Source organism: Pyrobaculum sp. (assembly GCF_049971835.1).
Classification (GTDB): Archaea; Thermoproteota; Thermoprotei; order Thermoproteales; family Thermoproteaceae; genus Pyrobaculum.
This window is the reverse complement of the sequence record NZ_JBMFKV010000032.1, coordinates 1-16,482: the sequence shown is the minus strand read 5'-3', so window position 1 is coordinate 16,482 and position 16,482 is coordinate 1. Positions and strand designations below refer to the sequence as shown.

The following is a 16,482-nucleotide window of genomic DNA, read 5'->3' as shown; positions in this document are numbered from 1 at the left end:
GTTGGGGCCGTGGCCCCTGGCGCTGTCGATCCCATACCTGTTGGTAGTCGTTTCGTACCCATACGCGAAGAGGATCCACTGCCTCCCCCATATACACCTAGGCGCGGTCTACGCGCTTGTGCCCCTGGGCGCCAGCATCGCCATGCATCCCTCAGACATCGTAGCCGCCCTGTCCAACACGCCTTGGCTTCTCGTACTCGCCGCAACACTGTGGGTCGCCGGCTTTGACGTAATGTACTCAAAAAACGACTGTGAATTCGACAAGTCGCACGGCCTCGGCAGCATACCGGCGTGCTTCGGCTTGAGGGCTGCCGACTACGCGGCGTTTGCACTACTGGCCACCTCAGCGGCGTTGAACGTAGTCAACTACCTAGTCCACCGTCTGGGACCCGTCGGGCTTGCGGTGACTCTCGTAGGGGCGGCTCTTGAGATCTACTCAGCAGTGCTCGGAGCCAGGGGGCAGGAGGCCACAGGCTTTAACCTTAATTTGTCGGTGGGACTGCTGATACCGTTGGGGATATTTATCGGACTTTTGAACATATAGCGGCGAGGAGCATCATTACGACAAGCGGCGCAACGGCGCTGAAAAAGGGGTTTGCCAACGCCCCAGAGGCCGCCGCCCCGACGGCGTAGCCGAGGTTATTTACAGCTTGGTATATCCCGTACCCCCTGCCCCAGTAGGCGCCAGCCACGTACCTCGACAGTGACTGGTCAAGCGAGGTGGAGGCGACCGCCGCACCCAGGCTCTCCAATACCCACCACAGGGAAAACACGACGGGGCTCCGCGCCGTGGCCATGCCGACTAAGGCGACGGCCATTAAAACGCCGCCGGTTAATAAAAGGGGCGTGTCTGGCCTGGCGAGCCTCGGCCCGTACAGCCACGAGAAGACAGCTGGGAGGTAGACTAGAATTGCCGAAAACGGCGAGAGGGAGAACCTACCGTGTAGATATGGCAGAATCTGAGGTCCGTACAAGCCGGTGGCTAGCCCCAGGAGAAACGCCACGGCGACTATACAACCCGCGACTCTGATATTTTCCTCCTTGTGACGGGTCGCCAGGTGGACAGTTTCACTCGGCAGTAGTAGGAGAGAGGTCGCAGATATTATAGCGAGGGCTAGGGCAGACGTCTTGAAGGCCGGCGCGTAGCCCCACAGCTTATCTAGAAAGTAGGTGATTGGTATAAACGCGCCGCCGCCTACTGCGCCGACAGTCGCCGCAATCCTCATTTTGGAGTACAGGTTGGGATTCTCCAAGCCTCCAATATCAGATATATAGGCAATAGTGGCTACGTTGATTAAGCTTGAGGCGACCCCGGCGAGGAACAGCGCCGCGTATATCTGCAGAATTTGGCTGGAGCAACCTAGCAAAGCCATGGCGGCGACCAACACGGCGGCCCCCACCATGTTGGTAAGCCTCCTGCCGAGGAGGTCGGCGGAGGCTCCCGCAACAGGACGTATCGCCACCACCGCCAGGGCGTACATTGAAAACGCCAGGCCGATCTCTATCCCCCCGCCGCCGAGCTCCAGGATGTAGAATGGGAGTAGGAAAACTACGAGGGAGTAGGGAGTGGAGAGTAGGGAATACGCCCTGAGATCAGTTTTTAATGTGCTCGTGACCAACGACGTAGATCCCATCCACCACGCCCAGCCCACCCTCGCGGCCGTGGGGTGACGGCCTCTCGTCGCCGTGTAGCTCCGTGGCCGCTTGTATGGCGGCGGCGAAGCGGCTCACCAACTCCCTGTCAATGCCCTCGACAATTAGATCCTCCTTCCCCTTTACCTCCACCTTCACCCCCTTGGGGATCTCTAACACTATCTTGGACTTGCGGCCAAGGAAGTTTTCAATAATTAGCTGGTTCCCCTGTACCTTCACTAACATGGGGAAGTGCGTGTATATAACCTTGAGCTTATACCTCCACCCCTTAGTCACGCCGAGAAACATGTTTTTGAGAATACCCTTATACGTCCCAATTATTGAATAATCTCTCTTCCTAGCGTTGAAAACCTCCAAGACTATCCTCCCGTCTTGGAGGTTCATCACCACCGGCGTGTTTCTAAACTCCTTCACAACCTCGCCAAGAGGCCCCTTTACCTTCACCAGATAGTCAAAGGGCCCAGTCTTCTCAATAGCGACACTGACGCCCTTCGGCACCTCAACCTCCTCGACGCTGTAAGCCACACGCATAAGCCGCGTTCAACGCCACATTTAAAAAGTTTGTCCACCACTACGCGGCGCCCTACAATACCTCTCAACGCCTCTGAACGACCCTGGCGGCTCCAACACAACTGCCTTCCCCGATAACCACATCCTCTGACGCCCTTGACACAACGGAAACTCGTTTCATTAGCGTACGTGCGCAGAGCGAGTTAGTGCATAAGGCGTTTTGCAGGTAAAGCCGTAAGCGGCCGTCCGCAACTGACCGCCGCCCAGCCCCCGGGGGCAAATCTCGCTGACGGCGTCTTTTAGAGCCTATGTGTCCGGCGCCTCGCGTCTCAGCAACTGTTTCAACGCAACTGCGTCGTCATACATATAGATGTTGTTAAACATGACGTATACCGCGTCGCCCTGGAGCTTTCTTATAACCGCAACTATTCTCCTTAGGTCGTCATCGGTGTATTTGTAGCGATAGTTAACTTCGCCCTTGCCAAGCCCGTGGAGTCTGAAGTAGTATAAATCAGCGGGCAACGGCTCCCTCCTCAACGAATCTACTACGATCAGGATGCCCAGGTCGGCTACCTTCCTTATGAGGCCGGGATCTCTATACGTCTCGCCTCTGGGTTCCCACGCCAGCCTCCAGCCACCGGCTACAGACCTAAAAAAGTCGTAGATGTGCGGCAACGGCTTGAGGCTTGGGGGAGTCTGGAAGACCAACACCTCGGGGCGCAGAGGCGCAACTGCCTCTAGAAACTCCTCCCAGAGCCTAAGGTTTTCCCCAGTCGGTTTTAACAAGCCGTGCCCCTCCCCCGGCTTGAAGCCCCTGGTCCTTTTAAATGTCGGGCTGTCGGGGGGGTGTGTAATGCCTTGAAACACCTTAGCCGTGAAGTGGAATTCTGGGGCCTCCCGCCTAAGCTCCGCCATCCTCTCCCGCCGGGGCATGTTGTAAAACGTCTCCTGCAACTCCACGACGTCTAAGGCCTCGTACACGACGCGGCGGGCCTTGGGGAAGCCACACGTGCCAACTAACACCTTCACATAGATACTGCCTATTTAACTTATTAACAGTGTAGTGCCGTGGATAAGAAGTCGATATACTCCGGAGTCCAGAGTTGCTACGCAGTGGCTGAGGGCATGTACGTAGAGGGGGGCAAGATGGACCTAGCAAAGGCGGCGGCCCACCTCTACCTCCACATGAGGGATCTAGAGAGAGGCTATACATACGACCACGAGTGCCGACGGATTAAGATGACGCCTGAGCTATTCGAGGCTAGGTCGAAATTCCTAGTTAAGCTGTGCAGAGAGCAGGAGGGGACAGACTGCGACGAGGTAGAGCGTCTGGTCAACCACGTCTTGAAGAAGTACGAGCTACCGCAGTGGGCCTTGGAGATAGCCATGAAGAAGATTGTGAAGATATCGCGGCTTTTCTAAAACATTTATATATCCATAGTCCCATGGCCCAATGAGCGATAAACGGAGAAGCGTCGAGGAGAATCTTCGTAGGCTTCCTGTGGACTACACGGAAGAGGAGGGCGAGATTGTAGTTAAGGTGGGCAAGGGGAAGAGGCTCCCAGAGTCCCAGTTTAGAGAAACTATCAACGAGCTAAAGAAGATGGGCTTCAAATTTGACCCAGATACCAAGACCTGGAGAAAGAGGGCTTAGATATCTACATAAATCTCGCCTCCTTTTCCCCACCCCCTCGCCATCCCCTTTGTGTTATAGGCGTAGGCCGGGCTCCCCCTGGAGTCTATTCCAATTATGCCCACGGTGTCCGGGCCGTAGATCTCGGTGACACGTCTGACGACAGTCTCCAGAGCCGTAGCCACGTCGCCCGTCTTTAAAAGCTCGTCGCGTGCCCTCAGCGACAGGGCAGACATTATTATGACCTCGCCAACGCCGGTGGCGCTGAAGGCCCCCACCCCGTTCTCCGCCCAGAAGCCAGCCCCGGGGATCGGGCTGTCGCCAATCCTCCCAGGCCACTTCAGCCACACCCCGCCTGTGGAGGTCGCGGCGGCCACGTTGCCGTCCCTATCCACAGCGACGGCGCCGACGGTGTCCCCTACAAATTCTATAAGTTTCTTGTAGTACCACCTGCCATGCCTAGCCTCCTGGAGTACTTCGTAGAACCTTTTGTTTTTCTCCTCGGTGTAGAATTTATGGCTGTGATCCAGCAAGCCGGCCCTCGCCGCCAACAGCTTCGCGCCTTCGCCAGATATTATTACATGGTCGGTGTTTTCTAAGACGTAGCGCGCCAGCCTCACGGCGCTCTTAACACCGTCGACGGCGGCGACGGCGCCCGCCTTCTTAACACGTCCATCCATCACTCCTGCGTCCATGTAGATTCTCCCATCTATGGCGTACACCGAGCCGTACCCAGCGTTGAAGACGCCGCTCCTCTCCATATACTCCACAGCGGCGACCACGGCGTCGAGGGCGCTACCCCTCTCAGCCGCGTGCAAGCCCTCTACTATTGCATCTGCGAGGATCTTCAAAACGCGGTTCCTGCGCTGTTCGTCAACCCTCCATTGCCCAGCCCCGCCGTGGACGGCGACTACCGGCTTCACTGGATAAGAGAAATCTTGTCCTCAAGCTCCCTGGGCACTAGAAAGCCCGGGGAGGTGACCCTCCTCCCCGCCACAGCCACGTGTCCATGTACTATCAACTGCCTAGCGTGGTATATAGACTTCGCCAGCCCCATCCTGTATATAACTGTTTGCAACCTCCTCTCTAATACAGCCCTCACGTCAAGCGACAGTATTCTATCTAGAGAGACGTTGGGATCTTCGATAAACCCCATCTTGTAGAGCTTCTCCTTAAACGGCATCTCAAGCGGCGCCCTCTCCTCGGCAGTCATAGAAAGCAGAGAGCGGGCGCGCCTCACAATCCACTTCAGCCTCGCCCTTGCAAGCCACAGCTCCTTCTTATTCCTAAGCCCGTACTCGCCCATCAGCTGGAGCTCCTCTAGCAAAAGAGACTTGTTCCAGATCTTCTTCGGCTTACCGGCGAGGTACCTCTTCTTAGGCTTCTTCAAGCCACCCATACACCCGCCTCAGCACTGCACACTTTATAAGTTTTTACTTACCCCCAGCGGCGGCCTTCTTCTTAGTAACGCCGGCAGTGGCGCCAAACCTCCCAGTGGTGACTGTCCTCTGCCCTCTAACCTTTAAGCCAAGAGAGTGGCGGATACCCCTCCAGCTCTTCAACTTCTTCGCCAGGTCCACATCTCTCTTAGCCGCCAGCACGAGCTCAGAGCCAATCAAGTGGATGTCCCTACCCGTCTCCGGGTCCTTCCTTCTATTTAAAAACCAGGCAGGCGCCAGTTCGTGGAGGTTCCGCACCGCCCAGTCAAGTTTGTTAATCTGCTCCTCCGGGAGCGCGCCTAGGATGGCGTGGGGGTCAATACCCAGCTTCCAGCAAATCGCGTAGGCAGTGGCTATGCCAATTCCCTTGATTTTAGCCAGGGAGTAAGCCACCTCCTTCCCCCCGTCAAGATCCGTATCGCCAATACGTACGATGGCCCTCATTTCCTGAGACACAGAAGGCGGGACGGCAGAGTTTTTAAATTTTTATTGCCGCTTGAGCCTGGGGTTGACAATAGGCTCCAGAGCGAAGAACACCAGCACGAACCCAACCGCCGTCACGATAATCAACAGGCCGGGCGGCAGGATCCACCACCACGCGAAGTTCTGAAGCGCGCCGTTGTCGAAAGCTTGTTGTAAAATCTGGCCCCAGGTGGGTATCGAGGGATCGCCCAGCCCCAGAAAGCTGAGGCTGGCCTCAGACAATATGGCCCCCGGTATTGCAAATATCATGAGGGCGAAGGCGTAGGGCAACACCGGCGGCAGTATATGCCTCCTCATAATCCACCAGCTACTAGCCCCAGCCAGCTTCGCGGCCTCGACGAACTGGCTCGACTTTATGCTCAGCACCATAGATCTGACAATAATCGTGGTGCCAGCCCAGCCAAAGACCACCAGCACCAGTATTATGTTGAAAATACTGCGTCCAAGCACAAAGACAAATAGGATGAGGAGTGGGAGGGTGGGCAGGTTATTCATGACGTCTGCAAATCTCTGAATCCCCTCGTCTACTCTACCGCCGATGTAGCCGCTGAGAATGCCCAAAGCCAGCCCCACCAAGGTGGCGAGCAGCGCCACCACGCCGCCGATGAAGAGAGCCACGGGGAAGCCAAATAGCAAACCCTGGGCGAGGTCGCGGCCTAGGTAGTCTGTCCCCATCGCGCCGTAGACGGCGCCCTGGATGACGAGGCGGACGAGGCCGATCTCATCTCTCGGATCTCCCACCATCTCAACCTCGAAAACATAGGTGCCCTTCAGCGTCTTAAACGACTCAGCTACGCAGTTTTTGGAAAGGGGCTGGCCAAAGACTATGTAGGGCAAAAGAGAGGCCTCTCTGACGTCCGAGGTGGTGCAGGCAACCCCCAGATCGTTGGCAAAGGCCGTCACCTTCCTTATAGCTTGGGGATCCGCGCTGAGGATGATAGATCTGGGGTTCTCCACAAATCTAACGTACGGCGCCGCCTCTCCAGGCCTAGGCGGAGGTATACCTGTATCGTAGTCAAGCAAGACGACCTCTCTGCCGTCTGGCCTCTTTACTTTAAGAGAAATCACTGGGACATCTCCGTAGAAGGTCAGATTTGAGTATTTGAAAATTATCCCAGTGGGGAATTTATCTGAGTCTAGGGTATAATTAAACACCCACCTTTTCACATTTTCAGACACCTCACTAGGCCTATACATATTTTTAACATAATGCTGGGGTAATCTATACGGCACGAAGTAGTTGTACCAAACAGGCGGGACAAGCTTCGGATAGTCCTCCCAGAATTTCGGATTTGACCAGTACTTGGTGCCGTAGTCGAGCGGGAAGGTTAACACCACGTATATCGAAATCAGCGAGAACAGTATCAGAATCGCCGCTCCCGCCAGCCCCGCTGGACTCTTAAAAAACTCCCTAATCATGACAACCTAATACGCGGATCCACCACGACGTAGAGAACCTCCAGGATAAACCTAGCCACGATATACACCAAGGTGAAGACATACGTCAAGGCGAAAATCACCGGCTCGTCCAGCGCCGTAATCGCCTGGTAATAAAGCGACCCCATCCCAGGCCAGTTGAAGACCCTCTCGGTAATTATGTAGCCAGAGATGGAATATGCAAGGCTTAGAATTAAGTTTGTCAAGATAGGCGGCAGAGATGGCCGGAGAATATACCTACTCCTCACCACACCCTCCGGGAGGCCCTTAGCCCTGGCGAAGTTAACAAAATCCTCTTGCGACACGTTAAAGACTATGTTCCTGGTGGTATACGCCCAGCTTCCGAAAAACACGATGAATGAGGCCATGAGGGGCAGGGCTAGGTGCCACAGCAAGTCGAGGGCATACGCCAGCGGCTCCTTGGGAGGGGGCACAGACACCATGCCCCCCGGCGGGAATATCTGCACACCCCACAACACCTTAGGCCCGTAGGCGAGGGCCAGTATTAAAACGAGGCCCGTAAACCACAGCGGGAGGGCGTAGGAAGCCGCCGATAAGATAGAGACAACCCTATCAGATCTGCTTCCAATATTAGAGCCTATGTACAGACCCATCCATATACCCACAAGAGAGGTGAAGAGTATACCCGTGGTGGTGAGGATGATGGTGTTAGGCAACCGATCTATGATTAGGTCAGATATCTTGTTAGATCCCCAAGATGACTGTAATGTCCTGGAATATCCCAAATCTAGAAATAACAACCTGTAGATTAACTGAGGCAACCTCACGTACCAAGGCTTGTCGAGACCCAGCGCCGCTGCCCTCTCCTTCTTATACTCCTCTACAGCCCTTTCCAAAACTGTAGGGTCCTTTATCTGCCTACTAAGCTGTTGTTTATATTCCTGCACCTCGGCAGTTAATGTAGAGTTTAGTACCTTATCAGACAAACCTGTTGCCCCCATTATAATAGCTAATAGAAACAGTACACCGATTAAAACAATTATGAGAGTTACGGCCTTTACGATAAGCGTTTTTGCAAGAGAAGCCATGGATCCAAAAAACAAGAAGTTTAAAAAAGCTATCGGAGGTTTATATAGATCTATCTAGCCTTCGTCTCCTCTTTACCCCCGCCTCTCTTCCTAAGCGCAAAGGCCAAGGCGCCCAACACGGCGAGTAAACCAACTACACCGGCGGCTAGGGCCTCTGTGGTGCCGGTGGCAGGCAAAGCCGTCGTGGTAGTTACCACGGTCGGAGGCGGCGGAGAAGTGGGCTGTGGCGATGGAGTTGGAGAAGGCGTGGGCGATGGGGTCGGAGTAGGCGTTGGGGTTGGCGTGGTGGGGGCCGCGGTCTTTGGTATGAATACCTGAGTCGCCTCGGAGACCACCGGCACGTTCTCCGCGTAAGTCAGTAGCCAGAATTTATACGCCTTGTTAGCCGTTAACTTCGACGCCACGTCTGCAGGTATTGTAACTGTAAGAGGTGCGGCGCTCGCCGAGGCTAAATCCGATATGTATACAAACTTCCCGGTGGTTGGGTCTATAATGCCCCACTTGTAGTATATCTTACCAGCGCCGGGCGGCACCTCCAGTGAAATAGACACAGAGCCGGATTTGCCCACGGCGATTGTGGGGATATTAATCGCCTTGACAGACACAGGTGTCGCGGTGCCGAAGTAGAATGCGCCTGGCTTGTAGGGATAGGTGGGGTCTCTATACGCCCTAAGCTCGATGTACTGCTTAGCTGTGTCTATCGCGTAGAGATAGAACGGGCCCTGGGATATCACCATGTGGCCGTATTTGTTGTACCAATCCACAGCGGCCCTATACCTCGCCAAAGCCTCGTCTTTCGTAAATAGGACCTTGTCTCCAACCTTAAACCTGTCTTGTGGGAAGAGACCTTTATCAGCCGCCGACTGTAGAACAGTAGCGGCCGCCTTGGCGTGGTCTTTCAAAATCAGCGACAGCCACGGCACATTGTATTTGGTAGCCCCAGCCCTAGAAGCGGCATATGTCTGATTCACGTAGACCAGCTGATCCACCGCGTAGTAGACCTCCCAAGGCATGTCTGGAGTCACCACCGCTTGAACCGCTATGTAGTTGGGATCGAAGTGCCAGTAGTCGACGTAAACCTCAATCGCCGTGTCGTTTAGTATCCTAATCCCCTTAATTATCGCCATAGTGCTATTCACATATGAGGCAACGCCAGACTCGCGGGCCACCTTTTTCGGATCGTTAGAAATATCCCACAGGAATGCATAGATATACAACACATCGGCTAGCTTTATCGGCTGGCCGTGGTGCCACTTGGCACCTATGTATTTAGCGTAGTTGATGACTACTTTTGATTTGGCCTTGGCGCCGCCAGCGCTGACCCAAGCCTTCTGCTTTGCGTCCCATCTATAGGCATCAGCCGGAACGTCGAAGTACCCGTCTGGCCCCTTAGTCTCCACAGAGTAGGTGGCCCTAAACGGCATCGGCTCGCCGGTAAACGGATGGTTCCATATAGCAGGGTCGTACATCATCCTGTACCAGTCCACCGAATAGACGTCGGTAAAGCCGCCCTGCGGAACCGGGTTCCAGGCACTTGACGCAGTCCAGACCCACAGGTGGCCCACGTTCACTACGTCTTTACCTGGCACGTACCAGTTCCTTGCGTTGTACACAGAAGCCCTCAGCCCGGCGCCTAGGTCAACAGTTACACCTTTTAGGTTGGGTGAGGCTACGTAGGCGTTTAGATTTGTATTGACAAACACTCTTATCGACTCGCTGATGCACATTAAAGTGGCCTTTCTATAGAGATCTACATATTCTTGGAAGGACTTGAAGGCGCCCTTATATAATGTGTCCGTAATCTTGTCTATTGTCTCATTTGCGTAGTTGTACCAGCCAGTGGTGCCCCACCCGGGCATGTAGCCAAACCACGAGGCGCAGTACTGCGAAATAGAGCTTGTATCCCACCTGTCAAGTGCGCCCTTACCCCAGCCCTCGGTGTAGAAATGCCACTGGAACTCCTTGGGATCAGTCCCGTATACAGTCTGTATCGCCACGTCAAACGTTACATACTTCCTATCCACTGTGAATCCCAGTTGCTCAAGGGCCGAGGCGAAGGCGTCGCCGATGTCCTTACGCTCGTCCTCGATGCGGATCAGACCTATTATCGTCACCGGCTTACCCCCACAGTACCACTTGCCGTCGGCGCCCTTCGTGGCGCCCAGCTGGGGCATTCTCCTATCCACCACAGACTTGGCGTAGTCTAAGTCGTACCTTATCCCAAGCTGGGAAATTATGTCAGCCACCACAGAATATGTGGGGTCGTAGGGGGACAGCCAGATGTACATCGGCACGGCGAATCCCTTGAAAATTTCATTCGCCACATAGTCCCTATCCACGACAAACTGCATGGCGAACCTAATCTCGCGGTCGGAGAACGGGTTGAGACAAGGCGGATTTGTCGGCGCGGGGTTGAGAACTATATCGTTGAAGCCGGCGGCCGCGGTGTAGAGCGCGACAGTCGGATCTCCCTTAAGCGGAGCCGCCAGCGACGCTCTCATGCCGAATATATAGACATCTATGTCGCCGGCCTTAACCGCGGCGGCCGCCTGGGCAATCGGTACAGATTTACCGATGATTTTATCAACAGCTGGACCTGGGCTCGTGGTGGGAGGCGTGTATTGGGCAAAAAGCATCGTGCCCAGTATCATTATCGCCAATAGGACTATTTTGATTTTCATAAGTTACATGATTCACGTCCTTTTTAAATTTTCCTCTATTTTTACATTTATAAAAATAGTAACCGAGTAGAGAAGAATAACGGCTCCCACAATAAGTAGAAAAAGAGCCACGAGAACAAGCAGAGGATCTACACACCGCCCATAGCCACAGTGAGCCTGCCGATACGACTGCTGGAATGCGATAAGCAAAGAAAAAAAGAGCAGTAAAAAACCAAACGCTATTAGGATTCCTATCCTACCTACGCCTCGCCGCGGCAAGCGCCCCCGCCAGCCCAGCGACGACGCCGAGCCCCATCACGGCGTAGCTAGTCGGATCGACATACGGCTTCTCCACATATATCTGTTGCGTCTGCGTGACAGTACTGACGGACGTGGTAGTGACGTAGGAAGTCTCCGTAACGGTTAACGTGTCGGTCCTCGTAACAGTCAGAGGCACAATCCTGTTCACAGTGGTGGTTGTGTACGCCAGCGGGAAGTTGCCCCAGCTCAAAGACTGCGGCTCCAAAACCGCGGAGGCATCCCTCGTGAATGTCCTGAGTGGCGTATTTGGCCCCAGTATGTCCAAGACTCTTGGCACGGTGCCGGAGAGCACCGCCGAGGCGTTAGCCGCGCCGACGCCCACAGTCCACTCCTGGGCCACCGGCCCGAAGGGCCTGATCCGGCCGGGGCCGAAGCCGTCGTATGACGTAACTAAGACGTAGTATCTCCACGTGGGTTGTGGGAAGTCGCTCATCAGCCTAGTGGTGGGCGGTATGAGCTTCCTCGGCACAACAGCCACTATGGAGTTGCCCTGAGCGTATACGCGGGGTAGCGGAGACACGCTGATGGTTCCGCCAGTGACGTCCGCCACAGCCACATAGTTAACCGTCTCGTTACCCCACTTAGGCCCAATGAAAATAGCAACATCCCACGGAGCCTGCCCCGAAAATCTCACGCCGGGCGTGTACTTATACTGAGTTAGATTCGCCGGATCTGGGCAGAAGAAGCGGGTGGCTTCGTCGAAGAAGGCGTTGCCAGACGCAACATTGCCGTCGTCCGGCCTAAGCACGGAGCAGGACACGGTGCCCCAGGGGTTGCCCGGGAACCCCCGGCTTATGTATATCTGGACGTACTGGAGCGAGAAGCCCGTCTCTGAGCCCCAGGGGTTGCCGCCTAGATCTGCAAAGGTTATTCTAAAGACGAGGGCATCCGCCGTTGCGTTGTAAAGCACTTCGAACTTAGTCAAGTCGAATACCGTGCCGTTTTTAAAAACGGGGTTCTGAGGCGGTGTAAACCAGCCAGGCCCCTTGTAGTCTCCAGTGGGGTCAGTGGCCGTTTGTACAGTAAACACACCCTGTGCATATATCAATGCGGCAAATATAACTGCTAGGAACATCTTTTCCGAGTTCATAAATAAATAGAAAAAAGACATATTTATAGATTGCCCCCCGCGGCCCGCCAAAACCGCCACTCAACAACACCCTACACAAACCCCTTGGTAAACAAAAACAGATCGCGCCAGTGAACCCTTATCCCGCGGATCCCCTAAACGATGAGAGGCCAAGGCGCGGAAATGACGTGCAAAGTAGACATCAACAGCGGGGCTTGGAACCACACAGATTCAACAGATGCACGCATCCGTACCCCTCCTCACGTGATGAGACAGGTGGGGGGTTACAAACCTCCTCAGGACTGAACTGAGGCAAAAATCAACTTGCTCCCATTGGGCTCTGCCTCGTAGAACGAGAGAAGAGTGGTGGACCGGCCGGGATTCGAACCCGGGATCTCCCGCAGTTTGGGCGCGGACGCCCGCCAAGCGGGCATCCTTCCGCTAGACTACCGGCCCTTTACATATATAGTACACGTTTTTAAGCTTTTCTCTCCTGGCAACTTCTTCTGCGGCCAGGCTAGTTCATGTTCCGCGGGGGCTTTTCCCGTTCTCCTACGTCGTTTGTCGGCACGGCCGCTACATGATATACTGGATTCTGGCGGATAGTAGTAATGTGAAAGCTCTTCATGGCGTGTGGGGGCTGGCTGTGTGGCTTGCGGCGTTAGGCGGGCGTGGCGGCCGCCTCGACTTCGGGGTGTGTATTTATATATGGGTGTGGTGTTGTTTATGCCGTTTACCACTTATCACCTGGCTTCTTCTCTGTTGGTGGGCGTGTTGCTCAGGAGGCGTGTGAATTGGCTGTCCTTCCTCATCGTGTCGACTTTTTTGGTGGATGTGGAGCCTTTGGCTAAGTTGGTTCTGGATTTGCCGGATCCTCTCCACGGGCTGGCGCATACGTTTGCCGCGGCGGCTGTGCTCGGGCCGGCGGCTGGGGTGGCGCTGTACGCGGCGAGAGGCTTTCTGCGGCCTCTGTCCAGCGCCTTTCGGCTCGTGGGGGCGGAGTCTCTGGGGGCGTACGCTCTGGGGGGCGCCGCGGGGTGGGCTCTACACGTCTTTATGGACATGCCGCTGTACCCGGAGATGAAGCCCTTTTACCCTCTTGAGGGCAACCCGTTGCTTTTGGCCTCGGTGGATCCCTTGGATAGCTGGCTCGGGGTGGCTTGGGTGTACGACCTTGTGCTTGCCTCTGGGTTCTTCGCCTACGCCGCCTATCTCTACTTCTCTTATGGAGGCGGCGGGGCGGGGAAGGCGGCAGCTGGGCTGGCGTTGCTGGCCTCCTTTTTCGCCTCCGTATTTGCGACGGGCGTGGGGCAGAGCGCTCTGCTACTGGGGGCGCTCGTGGGGATCTACCTATTCTATTCTGCTCTCTGGGGAGCGGCGCCGGGGCGCGGGGCCCTCCTCGCCGCGGCGGCGCTTATCTCGGCCTCTCTGCTCCTTCTGGTGAGGCCGCTGGTTTTCGGCGATTTTGAGGTGTCCATTACTTCTTTTGTGTCTAACGTGGCGTCGTGGTACGTGCCGCTTGTGGCCGGCTTCGCCTTGACGTGGCGGGCGTTGCGGAGGGTGGGTGCCCCGCGGCTGTGGCTGTACACAGCGGCCGCCGGCGTGGCTACTCTGTGGATTCTGGTGGGCGGGGTGCTCCTCGCAGTGGCCTTGGTGGGCCTCTTATCCTCGTTGCCCCGCAGACTGGCCGCCAGCGGGCGAGTTTAAGCGTCTGGCTTCAGCGTTTTTCCTCTCTGTTTAAAACCTCGCCGTTGTTGGCAAGTGGCCTATCGCCGTCGGGCATCTCGGCTTTTTGAGTCTTTGTGTTGTCCACTGCGCCGTGCACAGGGCTCCGATAATTCCTCTTAGTTTTAACCGCCTCCGTGCACAACGTTTAAAAACCCAAAACGATAACGGGGACATGTCGTCGAAAACACCATCCCCAAGGCTGGCGGCGGGTGCGCTCGTCGCCCTGGTGTTGGCTACATTGACCAGCGCCGCGACTATTGTCGTGTCTTTCCCAGCATACGACACGGTGCTTAGGGAGGCGTTTCCCCAGGCTAATGTGGTGCTGTTGACGAAGGGGGCCGGAGACCCGCACGAGTACCAGCTCACCGCAGAGGATCTGAAACTCCTTACTAATCTTACGAGTAGTGACGTAGTTGTGTTGTCAATGCACGCGCCTTTCGAGCTGAAAATAGCTGAAATGGCTAAGGAGGGGAAGATTAAGGCTCGGGTTATCGACCTCACTAAGATACAGATATACTTGACCTTCGACGGCAAGTTGGTAAGGCCAGATCAACCCGGGGTAAGCGGGGTGAACCCACACGACCACGGCCTCTATCCGCCTAACGTGATTAGGCTGGTGGAGGAGGTCTCGCGGGTGACCGGCTTGAGGCCTAGCGAAGATTTTGTAAATCGCCTCAGGCAGCTGAACGCTACGTACTGTTGCAAGTTTGCGGGGAGGGCGGTGGCGTTGACCCCAGCGGCCCAGTATCTGCTCTACTGGCTAGGCTTCAGAGATATTGCGGTGTTTGTAAAGGAGCCGGGCGTGCCGCCGACGCCCGACGATCTGCAGAAGGCCCTTCAGTACGCCAGGGAGGGGGCCCCCGTTGTAGCCGCCGTGGTTAGAGGCGAGGCTATGCGCGTAGTAAACATGTTTAGTCAAAAGGCTAGGGAGGCGGGGATTCAGCCCAATGTGGTAGTTGCCGACTTCTCCAAGGGGGAATACCTCTCGTCTCTGGAGAAATTCGCGGCGGAGGTGGCTAAGCTCTACACCGCGACGTCCAGCGCCAAGGCCGAGGCGCCCACCTCAACTACGCCTGTGCAGACCGGCGCAACGGGGGCAGAGGCGCCGAGAGAGGCCCAGCCGACTGGGTCTGATCAGAGCTGGCTGTGGCTCGCCGCCGCGGTCGTGGTGGCTGTCGGGGCTTTCGCGGCGGGTTTCCTAGCGCTTAGAAAGAGGAGGAGGTAGTTCTCTCCAAAAGGTCGTTTTTTCTCATAATTTTAATAGACCGGTTTTCCCACCTCCCATGGCTGAGTCGTCGTTGATTCCGTCTATTGGGCCTCTGGGCGTGGCGGCCGGCGTGGTGCTGACGCTTCTCTCCGGGTTGTTAATTGAGCAACTTGTCCACTTCATCTCATGGCGATATCAGCGGGCCGCGTCCGGCGTTGCGGCTATTTTCGCGCCTATAATAACCTCCAGCCCAGAGCTTGCTGTGTTCATCTTGGCTTTGCTGGGGGGGCAGTTTGAAATTGCCTGGGGGTCCATAGTGGCGCAGCCCTTCATGGCCTCTACGGTGATCTACCCCGCGGTGGTTCTGACGGCGTTGCTCTCATGGATGTTTGGGAGGCGGCGTTATAGGCTACCGCACGTCCACCGGATCGTCGCGGTGCCTCTCCTCGTGTTCACCATCCCCCTCCTGCCCATCCTCTTTCTCCACCCGGAGAAGTACGGCCTATACGGACAGCTCTACGGGGTGTTGCTACTCGTGGTGTACTTCCTCTACGCCAGGTTTATGCTGAGGGAGGAAAAGGTGGAGAAGGGCCCGGCGTCTCTGTGGCTTAGAAACCCCGGCCTCCAGACCGCCGCCGCCCTCGCGGCGATGTTTTTCGGCGCCGAGTGGATGGTCTCTGGTATAAAAGAGCTTGGGGAGGTGGTGGGGCTGGACAAGCTGGCCCTCTCCGTGGTGCTTGTGCCCATAGCCACCGTCATGCCTGAGTCCATTGTCGGCTTGATATTTATCGCCAAGGGGAAAGACGACGAGGGGGTGAGCGTTATTGTTGGAGAGAAGGCGCTTTACAGCACCTTCTACCCCGGCCTAGCCATGGCCCTCGGCGTCTATACGCTTGAGGAGGCCGCCGCTACGGCTCTTGAACTGGCGATTATCGTCTCTATCTTCGAGGTTGTGGCTATCTGGTTCGGCTACTTCGGCTTGACGGCGCCTATCGGCCTGGCGGGCTATCTCTACTACGTCTGGTGCTACACGCTACATGGCGCCTGTCCCATTTAACAAAACCCGGCCGGTTGTCGTGGGGCCAGGGGATTCAAATCTCCCATGTCGATGAGACACGGGATTTTTCTCACTGCCCCAGAGAGAGATGCGGGGAGCGAGGTTTAGAGAAATGTAAAAACTCTGTAGCCGAGGCGCTGGGCGTGTCTTCACAACGTCAGCCATGAAGGTCTATGAATTAACCCAGATGCAACTTGCCTCTGTAGGTTTCCAACTCAGCCGCGGCTCCGTCGGTT

General features: G+C 55.8%; 16 protein-coding genes and 1 tRNA gene. 6 read left to right on the top strand and 11 right to left on the bottom strand.

The window, feature by feature from the left end; genetic code table 11:
• A partial coding sequence (locus tag ACP5J3_RS04540; RefSeq protein ID WP_428494578.1) for a UbiA family prenyltransferase occupies positions 1–544 on the top strand: 544 nt, incomplete at its 5' end.
• Here ACP5J3_RS04540 and ACP5J3_RS04535 read toward each other — a convergent pair.
• From ACP5J3_RS04535 to ACP5J3_RS04525, 3 genes are all read right to left on the bottom strand, one after another.
• The gene (locus ACP5J3_RS04535) at positions 522–1,652 is read right to left on the bottom strand and encodes an MFS transporter (protein ID WP_428494577.1); all 1,131 of its coding nucleotides are present in this window, start codon (positions 1,650–1,652) and stop codon (positions 522–524) included. The genes ACP5J3_RS04540 and ACP5J3_RS04535 overlap by 23 nt on opposite strands.
• Positions 1,594–2,184 (bottom strand): 50S ribosomal protein L6, encoded by a 591-nt coding sequence (locus tag ACP5J3_RS04530; RefSeq protein WP_428494576.1) that lies wholly within the window; start codon positions 2,182–2,184, stop codon positions 1,594–1,596. The genes ACP5J3_RS04535 and ACP5J3_RS04530 overlap by 59 nt, the downstream gene beginning before the upstream one ends.
• 285 nt (positions 2,185–2,469) lie before the next feature.
• Positions 2,470–3,192, bottom strand: coding sequence for a DUF72 domain-containing protein (locus tag ACP5J3_RS04525; protein ID WP_428494575.1), 723 nt, complete (start codon positions 3,190–3,192; stop codon positions 2,470–2,472).
• A 39-nt stretch (positions 3,193–3,231) separates the two neighbouring features.
• Between ACP5J3_RS04525 and ACP5J3_RS04520 the strand changes: the two genes are divergently transcribed.
• Both ACP5J3_RS04520 and ACP5J3_RS04515 read left to right on the top strand, forming a co-directional pair.
• Positions 3,232–3,585, top strand: coding sequence for a hypothetical protein (locus ACP5J3_RS04520; protein ID WP_428494574.1), 354 nt, complete (start codon positions 3,232–3,234; stop codon positions 3,583–3,585).
• 31 nt (positions 3,586–3,616) lie between these two features.
• On the top strand, positions 3,617–3,817 hold the full coding sequence (locus tag ACP5J3_RS04515) for a hypothetical protein (RefSeq protein ID WP_263242877.1): 201 nt from the start codon (positions 3,617–3,619) through the stop codon (positions 3,815–3,817).
• Here the strand turns inward: ACP5J3_RS04515 and ACP5J3_RS04510 are convergent.
• From ACP5J3_RS04510 to ACP5J3_RS04475, 8 genes are all read right to left on the bottom strand, one after another.
• Positions 3,814–4,719, bottom strand: a complete 906-nt coding sequence (locus tag ACP5J3_RS04510) for an isoaspartyl peptidase/L-asparaginase (RefSeq protein WP_428494573.1) — start codon at positions 4,717–4,719, stop codon at positions 3,814–3,816. The two genes, ACP5J3_RS04515 and ACP5J3_RS04510, sit on opposite strands and share 4 nt — an antisense overlap.
• Entirely contained in the window at positions 4,716–5,195 is a 480-nt protein-coding gene (locus ACP5J3_RS04505; RefSeq protein ID WP_014287770.1) for a 30S ribosomal protein S4, read from the bottom strand. Before ACP5J3_RS04505 ends, ACP5J3_RS04510 begins: the two co-directional genes overlap by 4 nt.
• Positions 5,196–5,229: 34 nt before the next feature.
• On the bottom strand, positions 5,230–5,691 hold the full coding sequence (locus ACP5J3_RS04500) for a 30S ribosomal protein S13 (protein WP_428494572.1): 462 nt from the start codon (positions 5,689–5,691) through the stop codon (positions 5,230–5,232).
• A gap of 30 nt (positions 5,692–5,721) precedes the next feature.
• Positions 5,722–7,137, bottom strand: a complete 1,416-nt coding sequence (locus ACP5J3_RS04495; protein WP_428494571.1) for an ABC transporter permease — start codon at positions 7,135–7,137, stop codon at positions 5,722–5,724.
• A complete protein-coding gene (locus ACP5J3_RS04490; protein ID WP_428494570.1) occupies positions 7,134–8,204 on the bottom strand; it encodes an ABC transporter permease in 1,071 nt (356 codons plus the stop codon). The genes ACP5J3_RS04495 and ACP5J3_RS04490 overlap by 4 nt, the downstream gene beginning before the upstream one ends.
• Positions 8,205–8,254: 50 nt before the next feature.
• Positions 8,255–10,885, bottom strand: a complete 2,631-nt coding sequence (locus tag ACP5J3_RS04485) for an ABC transporter substrate-binding protein (RefSeq protein ID WP_428494569.1) — start codon at positions 10,883–10,885, stop codon at positions 8,255–8,257.
• A 235-nt stretch (positions 10,886–11,120) separates the two neighbouring features.
• Positions 11,121–12,275 (bottom strand): glucodextranase DOMON-like domain-containing protein, encoded by a 1,155-nt coding sequence (locus ACP5J3_RS04480; RefSeq protein ID WP_428494568.1) that lies wholly within the window; start codon positions 12,273–12,275, stop codon positions 11,121–11,123.
• 343 nt (positions 12,276–12,618) lie between these two features.
• Positions 12,619–12,710: transfer RNA gene (locus ACP5J3_RS04475), tRNA-Ala, on the bottom strand.
• Between the two features lie 270 nt (positions 12,711–12,980).
• Between ACP5J3_RS04475 and ACP5J3_RS04470 the strand changes: the two genes are divergently transcribed.
• The 3 genes from ACP5J3_RS04470 to ACP5J3_RS04460 all read left to right on the top strand — a co-directional run bounded on the left by ACP5J3_RS04470 (position 12,981) and on the right by ACP5J3_RS04460 (position 16,246).
• A complete protein-coding gene (locus ACP5J3_RS04470; RefSeq protein ID WP_428494567.1) occupies positions 12,981–13,961 on the top strand; it encodes a hypothetical protein in 981 nt (326 codons plus the stop codon).
• A 193-nt stretch (positions 13,962–14,154) separates the two neighbouring features.
• Positions 14,155–15,207 carry a metal ABC transporter solute-binding protein, Zn/Mn family gene (locus tag ACP5J3_RS04465; RefSeq protein WP_428494566.1) on the top strand — a complete coding sequence of 351 codons (1,053 nt, stop codon included), beginning with the start codon at positions 14,155–14,157 and terminating at the stop codon, positions 15,205–15,207.
• 58 nt (positions 15,208–15,265) lie between these two features.
• Positions 15,266–16,246, top strand: a complete 981-nt coding sequence (locus tag ACP5J3_RS04460) for a sodium:calcium antiporter (protein WP_428494565.1) — start codon at positions 15,266–15,268, stop codon at positions 16,244–16,246.
• Positions 16,247–16,482 lie beyond the last annotated feature (236 nt).

Excerpts from the sequence above, each read along its gene's own strand:
- ACP5J3_RS04530 (WP_428494576.1), bottom strand. The coding sequence starts at position 2,184 with ATGCGTGTGGCTTACAGCGTCGAGGAGGTTGAGGTGCCGAAGGGCGTC.
- ACP5J3_RS04480 (WP_428494568.1), bottom strand. The coding sequence starts at position 12,275 with ATGAACTCGGAAAAGATGTTCCTAGCAGTTATATTTGCCGCATTGATA.
- ACP5J3_RS04465 (WP_428494566.1), top strand. The coding sequence starts at position 14,155 with ATGTCGTCGAAAACACCATCCCCAAGGCTGGCGGCGGGTGCGCTCGTC.
- ACP5J3_RS04460 (WP_428494565.1), top strand. The coding sequence starts at position 15,266 with ATGGCTGAGTCGTCGTTGATTCCGTCTATTGGGCCTCTGGGCGTGGCG.
- ACP5J3_RS04505 (WP_014287770.1), bottom strand. The coding sequence starts at position 5,195 with ATGGGTGGCTTGAAGAAGCCTAAGAAGAGGTACCTCGCCGGTAAGCCG.
- ACP5J3_RS04490 (WP_428494570.1), bottom strand. The coding sequence starts at position 8,204 with ATGGCTTCTCTTGCAAAAACGCTTATCGTAAAGGCCGTAACTCTCATA.
- ACP5J3_RS04470 (WP_428494567.1), top strand. The coding sequence starts at position 12,981 with ATGCCGTTTACCACTTATCACCTGGCTTCTTCTCTGTTGGTGGGCGTG.
- ACP5J3_RS04485 (WP_428494569.1), bottom strand. The coding sequence starts at position 10,885 with ATGAAAATCAAAATAGTCCTATTGGCGATAATGATACTGGGCACGATG.
- ACP5J3_RS04515 (WP_263242877.1), top strand. The coding sequence starts at position 3,617 with ATGAGCGATAAACGGAGAAGCGTCGAGGAGAATCTTCGTAGGCTTCCT.
- ACP5J3_RS04495 (WP_428494571.1), bottom strand. The coding sequence starts at position 7,137 with ATGATTAGGGAGTTTTTTAAGAGTCCAGCGGGGCTGGCGGGAGCGGCG.